We start from the raw sequence: 13,425 nt of genomic DNA on the forward strand, positions 1-13,425 counted from the left end.
GACTCAGCCAGAGACAATTGCCCGACTGACCCGCCCATCGCGCTGCAGAATGATCTGCCAGGTGCGGACCCTTTGCGAGGCAATGTCGCGGAAGAGGCTGGCACTGGTCATCTGCACATCGTTGAGCGCCAGGATCACATCATCAACCTGCAATCCCATGCCCTCGGCGGCCGATCCCGCCTCGATGTCGGTCACCAGCACCCCCTGCGCATCGTAGGGCAGTTTCTTCGCCTCGGAGAGCGCGGGATCAAGTTCCCGGACCGTGACGCCCGAGAAACGGGAATTGGCGGAGATGCTGGCGGTGGCCTCTGCTCCCGGTTCTGGCGCAGCTTCCACGGCAAGCCGGACAACCTCGGTCGCGCCCGCCCGCAAGCGCTCCAGTTCCGTATCCGCCCCGATGGCCCGGGTCGCAAAGCGAAAATTGAAGGCACTCGGATCATCCACAAGCTGTCCGTCGACCGAGAGGATCACGTCGCCAGACTGGAACCCCGCGCGCGCGGCCGGTCCGCCCGGCGCCACCTCGGTGATCATGGCCCCATGCGGCGCCAGCATCCCAAGGCTCGCGGCAATATCGGCGCTCATTGCCTGCATCTTGGCGCCAAACCACGGCCGCACGATCGCGCCGCCGCTAACCCCGGCTTCGGCCACCAGCCGCGCCATATCGGCGGGAATGGCAAAGCCGATGCCGACGGAGCCGCCGGACTGGGAATAGATGGCCGTATTGATGCCCACCAGTTGCCCAGCCATATCGACCAGGGCCCCGCCGGAATTGCCCGGATTGATCGCCGCATCGGTCTGGATGAAGAACTCATAGTCGCTGGCCTCGACGCCCGTGCGCGCCAACGCCGAGACGATGCCGCTCGTGACGGTCTGGCCCACCCCGAACGGGTTGCCGATAGCCAGTACAAGATCGCCGACCAGCAGGTCATCGCTATCGGCAAAGCTGATCGAGGAAAAATTTACTCCGCCTGCCTCACGCACCCGCAGCACAGCCAAATCGGTCTGCTCGTCCTCGATGACGATGTCGACCGCAAATTCGCGCCCGTCGCTGAGGGCGATCCGCACATCGGTCGCCCCCTCGATCACATGCCTATTGGTGAGGATTACCCCGCTCGCATCGACGATCACACCAGATCCTAGCGAACGGGATTCGCGTGGCCGCGTCTGGAAATATTGCTCACCGAAGAAGCGTGAAAAGAACGGATCGCTGGCAAACGGGGACACCGCCTGCTGCTCGATGCGCGTAGCATAGACATTGACGACCGATGGCGACACTGCCTGCACGATTGGCGCGAAACTGAGCCTGACCTGTGCATCGCTCTGGGGAATGGCGCGTTGCTCTTCTGCGGGCGTCGAGATTGCTCCCTGAGCCAATGCCGGCGCGGTCCCGTTCCATGGCGCCAGCGCAACAGTGCCACCCAAGGCCAGAACAGCCAGCAGAAGAGACGAAATCACCAGTGTTCTCAAAGACATGGCCTACCCTTCGGAATCAGTTTGCGAGCGGGAAATCCGGCATTTGCCGCTCCGACCAGAACACCCGGAATCTGTCATGAAAATGACGCCTCGGCTCTGTTCCTTGACACCTCAAATAATCGTTTGCGCCAGGGGGCACGCGGCCCTATATGCAGCGCTCACTTCCGCCATTCCTCGAGCCCTCGAAAGGCCTGTTGTCCAATGACCGACGAGCCGAAGACCATCTATGCCAACACCTCCGCTCTGATCGCGGCCGAAGCCCCGGATTTTCCGTCCTTCCTGTTTTCGGAGAAAGAACTTCACCGGGCCGTAAAGGTGTTCAAGAAGGGTTTTGACGGGCTTTTGACCTATGCGGTCAAGTGCAATCCCTCCCCGCACATCATTGCCCAATTGCATGCCGAGGGATTGAAGGCCTTCGACGTGGCCTCAAACACCGAAATGGAGCTGGTGCGTGACAATGCCCCGGGCGCGGTGATGCACTACAACAACCCCATCAAGAACAAGCGCGAGATCGAACGCGCCTATGATGAATTTGGGGTCCGCAGCTTCACCATCGACCACCCCCAGCAGCTCGACCAGCTCGCCTCGGTCGTGTCGCCCAGCAAGGATGTCGAGGTCACCACTCGCTTCAAGGCCGGCAAGGCGCTGAAATCTTACGATTTCGGCATCAAGTTCGGCGTCATGGAGCAGGCCGCAGCCGAGATCGTCACTGCCGTCGAGAAAATGGGTTACACGCCCAGCCTCTGCTTCCATGTCGGCAGCCAGTGCGAAGACGCCTACGCCTATGAGCGCCACATTGCCGCCGCCGCCCGCATCGTCGAGGAAGCCGGGATCGAACTCAAGCGCCTCAATATCGGCGGTGGTTATCCGGCCCCCTACCCGACGAGCGAAGCGCCGCCCATGGGTCACTATTTCGATACGATCGGCGCCGCCGTCGAAGAGCATTTCGGCAAAAAGAAACCGGAACTAATCATCGAGCCCGGCCGCGCGCTGGTGACGTCCTCCACCTCACTGCTGCTGCGCGTGAAGCATCAGCGCGGCGGCCAGGCAGTGTATGTCAATGACGGTGCCTATGGTGCGCTGATGGAAGTGAAATTCATGCACTTCACGCCGCCGGTGCGGGTCTGGCGCGGGCCTCGCCTGCACGACAACAATGGCGAGTTCAGCGAATTCACCATGTGGGGCCCAACCTGCGACAGCTACGACGTGTTGCCCCAGGTGTTCACCCTTCCCGCCGATATCGACGAAGACGACTGGATCGAGTTCGGCCTCATGGGCGCCTATACTCAGGCTTCGCTCACCCCCTTCAACGGCTTCGACCGCCGCGACCAGTACTGGGTTGAGGACGTCTATACCGGCAAGGACGTGGCTCCGGCAGAATAGCGTCAGAGCAATGTACGTACTGACCGCCCCGGCAGCAGCCGGGGCGGTCTTTTGGTCTCTGGATTGGGGAACCCCAATAGGACGTACACCGCCACTGAAGCCATGGGCGGCCGTGTCGTCATCATGGGGCCGTCAATGCCGGCAAGTCGACACTCGCCGCCGCTATCGCCAGGATGTTGGAAGTCGCCCTGGTTCATCTGGATCAACTTCATCACCAACCTAATACCAGTTGGGTGCCAAGGCTACGTGACGAATTCCACCAGTTGTAACGTGCTGTCATGCAGGCCGACGCCTGGGTATGGATCGGAATTACAGCGCGCTGATAGAGGAGCGCCTGGCACGGGCGACTGCTGCCATCGTGCTTGACGAAGGCCATTGGCAACGCACTGGCCGCTATATCCGCCGTACGCTGTTCGAGAAGTCGCGCGTCGGGAACCTGGAAGGCAACAGAGATAGCCTGAAATGGTCGATGTTCCACTGGGTCTTCATCGCATCGCGCAAGAATGGCGAGCGCTACCGCAAGCTGATCGAAGCCACTTCGCTCCCCCACGTGTTCTGCCGCTCAATGGACGAGATCAAGGCGCTGCATCGCATGTGAAACCTCGGCAAGCCTTGATCTGGCTTACGGACCAACTGCAAAAACAAAAAAGGACGGCCCCATGGGCCGCCCTTTCAAATTCAGTACTGAAGCGTCAGCCTTACGCGGCTACCGACTCGTCTTCATCGTCGCGCGTGAAGACCGGACCAGAATCCTGGCCCTTGGCATCGACATCGCGGTCGACGAACTCGATCACGGCCAGCGGGGCGTTGTCGCCATAGCGGAAACCGGCCTTGAGGATGCGGATATAGCCGCCCTGACGTTCGGCATAACGCGGGCCAAGTACGGCAAAGAGCTTTGCAACCATGGCTTCGTCGCGGATCTGTGCAATGGCCTGGCGGCGGGCATGCAGGTCGCCGCGCTTGCCAAGGGTAATAAGCTTCTCGACGATGGGACGCAGGTCCTTCGCCTTGGGAAGCGTGGTGACGATCTGTTCGTGCTTGATCAGCGCGGCGGACATGTTGGCAAACATCGCCTTGCGGTGCGATGCGGTCCGGCTGAACTTGCGGCCTCGGGAAGCGTGGCGCATGGGTTATCTCCTAAAGTCTGGGCAGCGCCGGATCAATAATGATCTTCGTAGCGCTTGGCGAGGTCATCGATATTCTCGGGCGGCCAGTTGTTGACGTCCATTCCGAGATGAAGCCCCATCTGTGCCAGGACTTCCTTGATTTCGTTGAGCGACTTGCGGCCGAAATTCGGAGTCCGCAGCATCTCGGCTTCCGTCTTCTGGATCAGGTCGCCGATATAGACGATGTTGTCGTTCTTGAGGCAGTTTGCCGAACGCACCGACAGCTCGAGTTCGTCGACCTTCTTGAGCAGCGCCGGGTTGAAGGCGAGTTCCGGGACAGCGTCCTGGGCCTTCTCCTTGGTGGGCTCTTCGAAGTTGACGAAGACCGAAAGCTGGTCCTGCAGGATACGCGCAGCATAGGCCACGGCATCTTCCGGCGAGATGGCACCATTGGTCTCGACGCTCAGGGTCAGCTTGTCCTTGTCGAGGCTTTCCCCGGCACGGGTCGCATCGACCTTGTAGCTGACACGACGAACCGGCGAGAACAGCGCATCGACCGGAATGTAACCGATCGGGGCGTCCTCGGGACGGTTCTTGTCGGCCGGGACATAGCCCTTGCCGGTGTCGACGGTGAACTCGATATTGATCTCGGCGCCGTCGTCGAGATGGCAGATCACCAGCTCGGGGTTGAGCACCTCGATGTCACCGGAAACCTTGATGTCGCCAGCAGTGACGGCAGCGGGACCCTGCTTGGAGAGGGTCAGGCGCTTGGGGCCTTCGCCACCCATCTTCAGGGCGATTTCCTTGACGTTGAGAACGAGATCGGTGATGTCCTCGCGTACACCGGGCAGCGAGGAGAATTCGTGCAGAATGCCGTCAATCTGGATCGCGGTCACTGCCGCGCCCTGAAGCGACGACAGCAGCACGCGACGAAGGGCATTGCCCAGGGTAAGCCCGTAACCGCGCTCAAGCGGCTCGGCAACAACCGAAGCCACGCGCGCGTTGTCGCTGCCCGAAACAATGTCCAGCTTGGTCGGCTTGATCAGTTCCTGCCAGTTCCTCTGGATCGTCACGGTTATGTCCTTTCAATTTAGCGGCCATTTCGGCCGCTCCGCCGCAAACACAATAGGACTCCCGGCCCATTCAATCGGCCGGGAGCCCACCAATCGTCTTGTTAGACGCGGCGCCGCTTGCGCGGGCGGCAGCCATTGTGTGGGATCGACGTAACGTCACGGATCGAGGTGACATTGAAGCCGGCGGCCTGCAGAGCGCGCAGAGCCGATTCACGGCCTGAACCCGGACCACGAACTTCCACCTCAAGGGTCTTCATGCCGTGTTCCTGAGCCTTCTTTGCCGCATCTTCAGCAGCAACCTGGGCAGCATAGGGGGTCGACTTGCGCGAACCCTTGAAGCCCATCACGCCCGAGGAGGACCACGAAATCGTGTTGCCCTGCATGTCGGCGATGGTGATCATCGTATTGTTGAAGGAGGCGTTCACATGGGCGACGCCGGAGGTGATGTTCTTGCGCTCCTTGCGACGGACGCGCGCAACTTCAGTCTTAGCCATTACTATCCTCTAGGGTATCGGCGCTGCCGTAATACCAGCAGCTCCACCACGGAAGAAGCGGTTCAAGACATCCGGCCAACTCTTCTCGAGCCATCCGAAGGCTTGCCCCGCCAATTCCAGTTCAACCTTCCGCCCCGCGATTGCGGGACCAGATTACTTCTTCTTGCCGGCGATCGGCTTTGCCGGACCCTTGCGGGTACGCGCATTGGTATGGGTACGCTGACCGCGGACCGGCAGGCCACGACGGTGACGCAGGCCACGGTAGTTGCCCAGATCCATCAGGCGCTTGATATTCATCGCCACGTTGCGGCGCAGGTCACCTTCCACGACATAATCGCGGTCGATGGCTTCACGGATCTGGATCACTTCGGCGTCGGTCAGTTCATTGACGCGGCGCTCGGCCGGGATTCCGACCTTGGTGGTGATATCATTGGCGAACTTCTCGCCGATCCCGTGAATATACTGCAGCGCGATAACCACGCGCTTGTTCGTCGGGATATTGACGCCAGCAATACGAGCCACGTCTGCTCTCCTTCATTCACACGCGCCATCGCGGCGGGTGCCTTTAAACAACAAGGGACCGGATTTCGACCCCCAACTAAGGGAGAACCGAATCCAGCCCAATGATCCATGAGACTGGTGCGGTTCTTTAAGGATAGAACCGGGCGGAGTCAACAGCCCCTGCCCGGATCAATTTAGGTACCAAGCGCCGACTTGATATCCGAAGTGACTTGATCGACCTGCGACATGCCGTCGACCGTTTTCACCAGGCCCTGCCGGCCGTAATAATCGACCAATGGCGCCGTGCTGCTTTCATAGACTTCCAGGCGCTTGCGGATGACATCGGGATTATCATCTGCCCGACCGCTGTCCTTAGAGCGCTGGATCACCCGGCGCACCAGTTCATCAGCGTCAGCCTTGAGCTCAATGACCGCATCGAGTCGGACGCCTTTGTCGGCCATCATCCGGTCGAGGGCCTCAGCCTGCGCAATGGTGCGCGGGAAGCCGTCGAGAATGAAGCCGGGCTTGCAATCCTCGGCATCGAGTCGCTCGGAAACAATGCCGTTGACGACCGAATCGGACACCAGATCGCCACGGTCCATGATCGCCTTGGCCTCTAGCCCCAGAGGAGTCTTGTCGGCAATGGCGGAACGAAGGATATCACCGGTCGAAAGCTGGGGAATGCCATAGGCCTCCACCAGGATCTTGGCCTGCGTCCCCTTCCCCGCTCCCGGCGGGCCCAACAGGATCAACCTCATCGACGCTTGCCTCCTCCAAGACGGGATTTCTTCAACAGCCCCTCATATTGCTGGGCCACCAGATGGCTCTGGATCTGGGTGATCGTATCGAGTGTCACCGTCACCATGATCAGCAGCGATGTGCCCCCGATGAACTGGCTGACCGCCAGCTGGCTGAACAGCACTTCCGGGATCAATGCCACGATCGTCAGATAGAGCGCGCCGACCACCGTGATGCGGGTCAGCACATAGTCAATGTGCTGGGCCGTCCGCTCACCAGGACGGATGCCGGGAATGAACCCGCCGGACCGCTTGAGATTGTCAGCGGTATCGGACGGATTGAACACGATCGCCGTATAGAAGAAGGCGAAGAATATGATGAAGAAGGCGAACAGGGCCAGATAGAGCGGCTGCCCGCGCCCCAACAGCGCCGTCACCGTCGTCAGCCAGCCCGGCGCATTGCCCTGGGCGGCGAACGAGGCAATCGTGGCTGGCAGCAAGAGCAGCGACGAACCGAAGATCACCGGGATCACGCCCGAGGTGTTGAGCTTGAGCGGCAGGTGCGACGTGTCGCCCTGGAACAGCTTATTGCCCACCTGGCGCTTCGGATACTGGATCAGCAAGCGTCGCTGAGCGCGTTCGAAGAATACGATCACCGCGATCACGACCAGCGCCAGCACCAGCATGCCCAGGCCTGCAAAGGCCGGAATGGCGCCCGTGCGGGCCAGTTCCAGTGTCTGTGCAACGGTCGCAGGCAGGTTCGCCACTATACCGGCAAAGATGATCAGCGAAATGCCGTTGCCGACGCCGCGCGCGGTAATCTGCTCGCCCAGCCACATCAGGAACATCGTGCCGCCCACCAAGGTAATCACGGTGGAAATGCGGAAGAACCAGCCCGGATTGAGCACCACGCCCTGGCTGCCTTCGAGGCCCACGGCAATGCCATAGGCCTGCACGGCGCAGAACACGACGGCGAGATAGCGCGTATATTGGTTGATCTTGCGACGGCCCGCTTCTCCACCCTCTTTCTTGAGGGCTTCGAGCCGCGGCGACGCGGTCGAAACCACCTGCACCACGATCGATGCCGTGATGTAGGGGATCAGGTTCAGTGCAAAGATCGCCATACGCTCGACAGCACCACCGGCGAACATGTTGAACATGCCGATAATGCCCTGCTGCGACTGTTCGAACGTCGCGCGAAAGGCGTCGGGATCAATGCCGGGAACCGGAATGAAGGTGCCCAGACGATAAACAAGCAGCGCTCCGAGAGTGAACCAGATGCGCTGCTGAAGGGCCTTGGCCTTCGAAAAGGTCGAGAAACTGAGATTACGTGCCAGCTGTTCGGCTGCGGACGCCATATACCGCTCCTATGGCTTAGATGCCAGGTGCGCTCGGAGCGCTGGAGACGCATATATGGAATATGTGCCGGCCAGACGCAACAAACCAAAAGAGCGCACCCAGCCTGTTGCCCGGGTGCGCCCTGCCAAATGAATTACTTGGCGTACGGGGTCTTCTTCCAGGTCTCTTTGACCGGGATGAGATCGAGCTTGCCGCCGGCAGCCTCGATGGCAGCGGTAGCGCCCTTGGTAGCGTAGTCGACCTTGAAGGTGACCTTCTTGGCCGAAAAGCCTTCCGAGCCGATCAGCCGCACGCCGTCCTTGGGGCGACGAATGACGCGCGCTGCGATCAGGGCAGCAGCATCGATCACGCCCTTGGCGTCGAGCTTGCCGGCGTCGATATAGGCCTGAATACGGTCCAGACGGACTTCATTGAAGTCCGAAGGGTTCCAGGCGTTGAAGCCGCGCTTTGGCATACGCATGTGAAGGGGCATCTGGCCGCCTTCGAAACCGTTGATCGCCACACCGGCGCGAGCCGTCTGGCCCTTGCCACCGCGACCACCGGTCTTGCCGACGCCCGAGCCAATACCACGGCCCACGCGAACGCGGACCTTGTTAGCGCCCGGATTATCGCGAAGTTCGTTCAAACGAGTCATTGATCCGACCTTCCTTTACTCGCCGACAACGCGGACGAGATGCGGGATCTTCTTGATCATGCCCCGAACTTCGGGCGTATCAATAAGCTCACGCTGCTTGTTCATCTTGTTGAGCCCGAGACCGATCAGGGTCGCGCGCTGGCTCTTTTCACGGCGGATCGGCGAACCGACCTGCTGGACAACGATTGTCTTGTCTTTAGCCATTGTACTTCTCCAGGGCCCTATCAGGCTTCGACTGCAGTCTCGCCGCGGCGAGCCTGGAGTTCGGAAACCTTGATGCCGCGACGAGAAGCCACCGAACGGGGGCTGTCAACGCGCTTGAGGGCGTCGAAAGTGGCGCGAACCATGTTGTAGGGATTCGCAGTACCCTGCGACTTGGCGACGATGTCGTTGATGCCCAGCGTCTCGAAGACGGCGCGCATCGGGCCGCCGGCGATGATACCGGTACCGGCGACGGCTGCACGCAGGATGACCTTGCCGGCGCCGTGGCGGCCGGTGACATCGTGGTGAAGCGTACGGGCGTCGCGCAGCGGCACGCGGATCATCTGGCGCTTGGCCTGCTCGGTTGCCTTGCGGATGGCCTCGGGCACTTCACGGGCCTTGCCGTGGCCGAACCCGACGCGACCCTTCTGGTCACCGACAACGACGAGGGCGGCAAAACCGAAGCGACGGCCGCCCTTCACAACCTTGGCCACACGATTGATGTGGACCAGGCGATCGACGAACTCGCTTTCGCGTTCCTGAACGTCTCTGCTCATATTTCTTTTCCTCGCCGTTGTTAGAACTGCAGACCGCCCTCACGGGCAGCGTCTGCAAGGGCCTTAACACGGCCATGATAGATATAGGCGCCACGGTCGAACACGACCTCGGCCACACCAGCTTTCACGCCACGCTCGGCGATCAGCTTGCCGACAGCCACTGCTGCATCGGCATTGCCACCGTTCTTGACCGAACCGCGCAGGTCCTTTTCGAGGGTCGAGGCGGCAGCCAGCGTACGACCGGTGGTGTCGTCGATGATCTGGGCGTAGATATTCTTGTCCGAGCGGAACACGCTGAGACGCGGACGACCAAAGGCACGAGCCTTGAGCGCCTTGCGGACACGGGCCTTGCGGCGTTCCGCACCTTTTGCAGAAATTGCCATCGGTGGCGCTCCTTACTTCTTCTTGCCTTCTTTGCGGAAGACCTGCTCGCCGGCGTAACGCACGCCCTTGCCCTTGTAGGGCTCGGGGGGACGCCAGCCGCGGATCTCGGCCGCAACTTGACCAACCTGCTGCTTGTCGATGCCGGTTACGACGATTTCCGTCGGCGCCGGAACGGCAAGGGTGATGCCCTGGGGAGCCTCATAGATCACTTCGTGGCTGAAGCCCAGCGAGAGCTTCACATCCTTGCCCTGCATGGCAGCGCGGTAACCCACGCCCTGGATCGCGAGCTTCTTCTCGAAGCCGGCGCTCACCCCGGTGACCATGTTCTGGATCAGCGCGCGGGTCGTGCCCCAGGCGGCGCGTGCCTCACGGGTATCATTTGCCGGGGTGACGACAACGCCGTCCGAACCCTGCTCGACATTGACGATATCCATGAGCTGCATGCTCAATTCGCCCTTGGGGCCCTTTGCAGACAGGGCGCGACCATCGATCGCTACCGTGACGCCGCTCACCGGGGGCACCGGTTTCTTGCCAGTACGTGACATAATGCTTCCTTGAGTAATCGTCTTGCCGATCCCCTAAGCCAATTGGCTTAGAAGACGCGGCAGAGTACCTCGCCACCCACATTGGCAGCCTTGGCTTCGTGGTCGGCCATCACACCCTTGGGGGTGGAGAGGATCGAGACACCCAGGCCATTGGCAACCTGCGGGATATTCTTGACGGATGCGTACACCCGACGGCCGGGACGCGAAACGCGCTCGATCGTACGGATAACGCCTTCATTATCCGAATACTTGAGTTCAATCTCGTACTCGGCAGCGCCATTCTCGAACTTGGTCTCCGAGTAGCCGCGGATAAAACCCTCGGACTGGAGAACATCCAGCACGCGACCGCGAAGGGTCGAGGCCGGAGTCGAAACGGAATTCTTGCGACGCTCCTGAGCGTTGCGGATGCGGGTCAGCATATCGCCGATGGGATCGGAAAAGCTCATTTGATGTTTCTCCTTACCAGCTCGACTTCACCAGACCCGGGATCTGACCCAGGTTGCCCAGCTGACGCAGGGCGATACGGCTCATCTTGAGCTTGCGATAATAGCCACGCGGACGGCCCGACACTTCGCAACGGTTGCGAATGCGGACCTTCGCCGAATTGCGGGGCATCTCGGCCAGCTTGAGGCTGGCCTTGAAACGCTCTTCAATCGGCGTGTCCTGGTTCTTGATGGTTGCCTTGAGGGCAGCGCGCTTGTCACCAAGCTGCTTGTTGAGGGCAACGCGCTTCTTGTTCTTTTCGATGGAGCTGGTCTTTGCCATGTCCTGATCCTTTATCCCTTCCTCGAAGCCGCTTACTGGCGGAACGGGAAGTTGAAAGCCTTGAGAAGCGCGCGGGCCTCGTCGTCGCTCTGGGCAGTCGTGCAGATCACGATGTCCATACCCCAGACCTGATCGATCTGATCATAGTTGATCTCGGGGAAAACGATGTGTTCCTTCAGGCCCATGGCATAATTGCCACGACCATCAAACGCATTCGGGTTGAGGCCACGGAAGTCACGGACGCGCGGCAGTGCGATGTTCACCAGGCGATCCAGGAACTCGTACATGCGGGTCTTGCGCAGCGTGACCTTCACGCCCAGCGGCATGTGCTCGCGGACCTTGAAGCCGGCGATCGACTTGCGGGCATGGGTGATGATCGGCTTCTGGCCGGAAATCTTCTGCAGCTCGTCAGCGGCCGACTTCACCTTCTTGGTGTCGTTGACAGCCTCGCCGACGCCCATGTTCAGCACGATCTTGTCGAGGCGCGGAAGCTCCATGACATTCTTGTAGCCGAACTGCTCACGCAGGGCGGCCTTGATATTCGTGTCATACTCGGTCCGGAGACGCGGAATGTAAGCGGTCTCAGCCATCGATCTGATCTCCGGTGGTCTTGGCGACGCGGGTCTTCACGCCATCCTTGATCTGGAAACCGACGCGGGACGGCTTGCCATCCTTGTCGGCGACAGCCAGGTTGGACAGATGGATCGGCGCTTCCTTGGTGAAGATGCCGGCATCGCTCGAGGCGGTCTGCTTGGTGTGGCGCTTGACCAGGTTGATGCCCTGGACGAGAGCCTTGGTTTCGGTCGGAATGACGGACAGGACCTGACCGGTCTTGCCCTTGTCCTTGCCGGCCAGGACGACCACTTTGTCGCCCTTCTTGATCTTGGCGGCCATTACAGCACCTCTGGGGCAAGCGAGATGATCTTCATGTGGTTCTTGGCGCGGAGCTCGCGCGGAACCGGTCCGAAGATACGGGTGCCGATCGGTTCTTTCTGATTGTTCAGAAGAACGGCGGCGTTCTTGTCGAAACGGATGACGGTGCCATCGGGACGGCGGATGTCGGTTGCGGTGCGAACCACCACGGCCTTCATCACCTGGCCCTTTTTAACGCGACCGCGCGGAATGGCGTCCTTGACCGAAACGACAATGATGTCGCCGACCGAGGCGTATTTCCTGTGCGAACCGCCCAGCACCTTGATGCACATGACTCGCTTGGCGCCGGAATTATCGGCGACGTCGAGATTGGACTGCATCTGGATCATGACTGGATGCCTTCTAGTTTATCGGCTGCACCGTCATCCGGGCGCCGACCTGAATTGTTTCTCTTACGCAGACGGCGAAGAAGCGGGGACAAGTGCCCAACGCTTGTTCTTCGAAACCGGCGCAGTTTCCTCGATCCACACGATCTGACCGATCTTGGCCACGTTGTTCTCGTCGTGGGCGTGGTACTTCTTGGAACGACGCACGGTCTTCTTCAGAAGCGGATGGGTGAAACGGCGCTCGACGCGAACCACGATGGTCTTGTCATTAGCGTCTGAGACGACGGTTCCCTGCAAAACGCGCTTTGGCATGGGTGTAAATCCTTACTTAGCTGCGTTCTTTTGGCCGAGGACGGTCTTGATCCGCGCGATATCGCGACGGACTTCCCGAACCCTGGCCGGCTTTTCCAACTGCTGGGTAGCGCGCTGGAAACGCAGGTTGAACTGTTCTTTCTTCAGGTCGACGAGCTGATCTTTCAGTTCGTCTGCGGTCTTGGCCCGCACATCACTGGCTTTCATGCTCGTGTTCCTTAGTCGGCAATACGCGTGACAATACGCGTGGTGATCGGCAACTTCATTGCTCCGAGGCGAAGGGCCTCCTTTGCAACGTCTTCGGGTACGCCGTCAATCTCAAAAACGATACGACCCGGTTTTACGCGTGCGGCCCAGTACTCCACGGAGCCCTTACCCTTACCCATGCGGACTTCGGTAGGCTTCTTGGAAACCGGCAGATCCGGGAAAATCCGGATCCAAACGCGGCCCTGGCGCTTCATTTCGCGAGTGATCGCACGGCGGGCAGCCTCGATCTGGCGGGCGGTAACGCGCTCCGGCTCGGTGGCCTTGAGAGCGTACTGGCCAAAGGCCAGATCGGTACCACCCTTGGCCAGGCCATGGATGCGGCCCTTGTGAGCCTTGCGGAACTTGGTTCTCTTCGGTTGCAGCATAATGAACTAC

Annotated in this window: 22 protein-coding genes; 2 read left to right on the forward strand and 20 right to left on the reverse strand. The window is 60.4% G+C overall.

What is annotated here, in order from left to right; genetic code table 11:
• Positions 1-3: 3 nt before the first annotated feature.
• On the reverse strand, positions 4-1,473 hold the full coding sequence (locus ACXYMS_RS13080; protein WP_458906915.1) for a Do family serine endopeptidase: 1,470 nt from the start codon (positions 1,471-1,473) through the stop codon (positions 4-6).
• Between the two features lie 201 nt (positions 1,474-1,674).
• On the opposite strand from ACXYMS_RS13080, the gene ACXYMS_RS13085 reads away from it, so the two are divergent.
• Together ACXYMS_RS13085 and ACXYMS_RS13090 are read left to right on the forward strand one after the other, a co-directional pair.
• Positions 1,675-2,856: a type III PLP-dependent enzyme domain-containing protein gene (locus tag ACXYMS_RS13085; RefSeq protein WP_458906917.1), complete on the forward strand. Its 1,182-nt coding sequence runs from the start codon at positions 1,675-1,677 to the stop codon at positions 2,854-2,856.
• Positions 2,857-3,154: 298 nt separating this feature from the next.
• Entirely contained in the window at positions 3,155-3,454 is a 300-nt protein-coding gene (locus ACXYMS_RS13090; RefSeq protein ID WP_458906919.1) for a hypothetical protein, read from the forward strand.
• A gap of 100 nt (positions 3,455-3,554) precedes the next feature.
• Here ACXYMS_RS13090 and rplQ read toward each other — a convergent pair whose 3' ends face one another.
• From rplQ to rplP, 19 genes are all read right to left on the reverse strand, one after another.
• Positions 3,555-3,983 carry a 50S ribosomal protein L17 gene (rplQ, locus tag ACXYMS_RS13095; protein ID WP_458906920.1) on the reverse strand — a complete coding sequence of 143 codons (429 nt, stop codon included), beginning with the start codon at positions 3,981-3,983 and terminating at the stop codon, positions 3,555-3,557.
• A 32-nt stretch (positions 3,984-4,015) separates the two neighbouring features.
• A complete protein-coding gene (locus tag ACXYMS_RS13100) occupies positions 4,016-5,041 on the reverse strand; it encodes a DNA-directed RNA polymerase subunit alpha (RefSeq protein WP_458907021.1) in 1,026 nt (341 codons plus the stop codon).
• 95 nt (positions 5,042-5,136) lie between these two features.
• Positions 5,137-5,529: a 30S ribosomal protein S11 gene (gene rpsK, locus ACXYMS_RS13105; protein WP_046104437.1), complete on the reverse strand. Its 393-nt coding sequence runs from the start codon at positions 5,527-5,529 to the stop codon at positions 5,137-5,139.
• 153 nt (positions 5,530-5,682) lie between these two features.
• Positions 5,683-6,051, reverse strand: coding sequence for a 30S ribosomal protein S13 (rpsM, locus tag ACXYMS_RS13110; protein WP_061906820.1), 369 nt, complete (start codon positions 6,049-6,051; stop codon positions 5,683-5,685).
• A 173-nt stretch (positions 6,052-6,224) separates the two neighbouring features.
• A complete protein-coding gene (locus ACXYMS_RS13115; RefSeq protein ID WP_458906923.1) occupies positions 6,225-6,788 on the reverse strand; it encodes an adenylate kinase in 564 nt (187 codons plus the stop codon).
• The gene (gene secY, locus ACXYMS_RS13120; RefSeq protein WP_458906925.1) at positions 6,785-8,125 is read right to left on the reverse strand and encodes a preprotein translocase subunit SecY; all 1,341 of its coding nucleotides are present in this window, start codon (positions 8,123-8,125) and stop codon (positions 6,785-6,787) included. Before secY ends, ACXYMS_RS13115 begins: the two co-directional genes overlap by 4 nt.
• Positions 8,126-8,259: 134 nt before the next feature.
• Positions 8,260-8,760 (reverse strand): 50S ribosomal protein L15, encoded by a 501-nt coding sequence (gene rplO, locus ACXYMS_RS13125; protein WP_458906926.1) that lies wholly within the window; start codon positions 8,758-8,760, stop codon positions 8,260-8,262.
• Positions 8,761-8,775: 15 nt separating this feature from the next.
• Complete coding sequence (rpmD, locus tag ACXYMS_RS13130) at positions 8,776-8,964, reverse strand: 50S ribosomal protein L30 (RefSeq protein ID WP_458906927.1); 189 nt, start codon at positions 8,962-8,964, stop codon at positions 8,776-8,778.
• A gap of 20 nt (positions 8,965-8,984) precedes the next feature.
• On the reverse strand, positions 8,985-9,518 hold the full coding sequence (gene rpsE / locus ACXYMS_RS13135) for a 30S ribosomal protein S5 (RefSeq protein ID WP_254672695.1): 534 nt from the start codon (positions 9,516-9,518) through the stop codon (positions 8,985-8,987).
• A gap of 20 nt (positions 9,519-9,538) precedes the next feature.
• Complete coding sequence (gene rplR, locus ACXYMS_RS13140; protein WP_254672694.1) at positions 9,539-9,901, reverse strand: 50S ribosomal protein L18; 363 nt, start codon at positions 9,899-9,901, stop codon at positions 9,539-9,541.
• Between the two features lie 12 nt (positions 9,902-9,913).
• A complete protein-coding gene (gene rplF / locus ACXYMS_RS13145) occupies positions 9,914-10,447 on the reverse strand; it encodes a 50S ribosomal protein L6 (RefSeq protein ID WP_458906929.1) in 534 nt (177 codons plus the stop codon).
• A 47-nt stretch (positions 10,448-10,494) separates the two neighbouring features.
• Positions 10,495-10,893, reverse strand: a complete 399-nt coding sequence (gene rpsH / locus ACXYMS_RS13150; RefSeq protein ID WP_056308241.1) for a 30S ribosomal protein S8 — start codon at positions 10,891-10,893, stop codon at positions 10,495-10,497.
• A 13-nt stretch (positions 10,894-10,906) separates the two neighbouring features.
• The gene (gene rpsN / locus ACXYMS_RS13155) at positions 10,907-11,212 is read right to left on the reverse strand and encodes a 30S ribosomal protein S14 (protein ID WP_458906932.1); all 306 of its coding nucleotides are present in this window, start codon (positions 11,210-11,212) and stop codon (positions 10,907-10,909) included.
• Positions 11,213-11,244: 32 nt separating this feature from the next.
• A complete protein-coding gene (rplE, locus tag ACXYMS_RS13160) occupies positions 11,245-11,802 on the reverse strand; it encodes a 50S ribosomal protein L5 (RefSeq protein ID WP_458906934.1) in 558 nt (185 codons plus the stop codon).
• Positions 11,795-12,106: a 50S ribosomal protein L24 gene (gene rplX, locus ACXYMS_RS13165; protein WP_458906935.1), complete on the reverse strand. Its 312-nt coding sequence runs from the start codon at positions 12,104-12,106 to the stop codon at positions 11,795-11,797. The genes rplE and rplX overlap by 8 nt, the downstream gene beginning before the upstream one ends.
• Positions 12,106-12,474, reverse strand: coding sequence for a 50S ribosomal protein L14 (rplN, locus tag ACXYMS_RS13170; RefSeq protein WP_086469610.1), 369 nt, complete (start codon positions 12,472-12,474; stop codon positions 12,106-12,108). The genes rplX and rplN overlap by 1 nt, the downstream gene beginning before the upstream one ends.
• Positions 12,475-12,537: 63 nt before the next feature.
• Positions 12,538-12,783, reverse strand: coding sequence for a 30S ribosomal protein S17 (gene rpsQ / locus ACXYMS_RS13175; protein WP_458906938.1), 246 nt, complete (start codon positions 12,781-12,783; stop codon positions 12,538-12,540).
• Between the two features lie 12 nt (positions 12,784-12,795).
• Complete coding sequence (rpmC, locus tag ACXYMS_RS13180; protein WP_104894180.1) at positions 12,796-12,990, reverse strand: 50S ribosomal protein L29; 195 nt, start codon at positions 12,988-12,990, stop codon at positions 12,796-12,798.
• 11 nt (positions 12,991-13,001) lie between these two features.
• Positions 13,002-13,415, reverse strand: coding sequence for a 50S ribosomal protein L16 (gene rplP, locus ACXYMS_RS13185; protein ID WP_046104453.1), 414 nt, complete (start codon positions 13,413-13,415; stop codon positions 13,002-13,004).
• Positions 13,416-13,425 lie beyond the last annotated feature (10 nt).

The organism is Devosia sp. CAU 1758, assembly GCF_054482695.1.

Excerpts from the sequence above, each read along its gene's own strand:
- rpsE (WP_254672695.1), bottom strand. The coding sequence starts at position 9,518 with ATGAGCAGAGACGTTCAGGAACGCGAAAGCGAGTTCGTCGATCGCCTG.
- rpsQ (WP_458906938.1), bottom strand. The coding sequence starts at position 12,783 with ATGCCAAAGCGCGTTTTGCAGGGAACCGTCGTCTCAGACGCTAATGAC.
- rplX (WP_458906935.1), bottom strand. The coding sequence starts at position 12,106 with ATGGCCGCCAAGATCAAGAAGGGCGACAAAGTGGTCGTCCTGGCCGGC.
- rplP (WP_046104453.1), bottom strand. The coding sequence starts at position 13,415 with ATGCTGCAACCGAAGAGAACCAAGTTCCGCAAGGCTCACAAGGGCCGC.
- ACXYMS_RS13085 (WP_458906917.1), top strand. The coding sequence starts at position 1,675 with ATGACCGACGAGCCGAAGACCATCTATGCCAACACCTCCGCTCTGATC.
- rpmC (WP_104894180.1), bottom strand. The coding sequence starts at position 12,990 with ATGAAAGCCAGTGATGTGCGGGCCAAGACCGCAGACGAACTGAAAGAT.
- rpmD (WP_458906927.1), bottom strand. The coding sequence starts at position 8,964 with ATGGCTAAAGACAAGACAATCGTTGTCCAGCAGGTCGGTTCGCCGATC.
- ACXYMS_RS13080 (WP_458906915.1), bottom strand. The coding sequence starts at position 1,473 with ATGTCTTTGAGAACACTGGTGATTTCGTCTCTTCTGCTGGCTGTTCTG.
- rpsK (WP_046104437.1), bottom strand. The coding sequence starts at position 5,529 with ATGGCTAAGACTGAAGTTGCGCGCGTCCGTCGCAAGGAGCGCAAGAAC.
- ACXYMS_RS13090 (WP_458906919.1), top strand. The coding sequence starts at position 3,155 with ATGGATCGGAATTACAGCGCGCTGATAGAGGAGCGCCTGGCACGGGCG.
- rplN (WP_086469610.1), bottom strand. The coding sequence starts at position 12,474 with ATGATCCAGATGCAGTCCAATCTCGACGTCGCCGATAATTCCGGCGCC.
- rpsH (WP_056308241.1), bottom strand. The coding sequence starts at position 10,893 with ATGAGCTTTTCCGATCCCATCGGCGATATGCTGACCCGCATCCGCAAC.
- ACXYMS_RS13115 (WP_458906923.1), bottom strand. The coding sequence starts at position 6,788 with ATGAGGTTGATCCTGTTGGGCCCGCCGGGAGCGGGGAAGGGGACGCAG.
- rplQ (WP_458906920.1), bottom strand. The coding sequence starts at position 3,983 with ATGCGCCACGCTTCCCGAGGCCGCAAGTTCAGCCGGACCGCATCGCAC.
- secY (WP_458906925.1), bottom strand. The coding sequence starts at position 8,125 with ATGGCGTCCGCAGCCGAACAGCTGGCACGTAATCTCAGTTTCTCGACC.
- rplE (WP_458906934.1), bottom strand. The coding sequence starts at position 11,802 with ATGGCTGAGACCGCTTACATTCCGCGTCTCCGGACCGAGTATGACACG.
- rpsN (WP_458906932.1), bottom strand. The coding sequence starts at position 11,212 with ATGGCAAAGACCAGCTCCATCGAAAAGAACAAGAAGCGCGTTGCCCTC.
- rplR (WP_254672694.1), bottom strand. The coding sequence starts at position 9,901 with ATGGCAATTTCTGCAAAAGGTGCGGAACGCCGCAAGGCCCGTGTCCGC.
- rplF (WP_458906929.1), bottom strand. The coding sequence starts at position 10,447 with ATGTCACGTACTGGCAAGAAACCGGTGCCCCCGGTGAGCGGCGTCACG.
- rplO (WP_458906926.1), bottom strand. The coding sequence starts at position 8,760 with ATGACTCGTTTGAACGAACTTCGCGATAATCCGGGCGCTAACAAGGTC.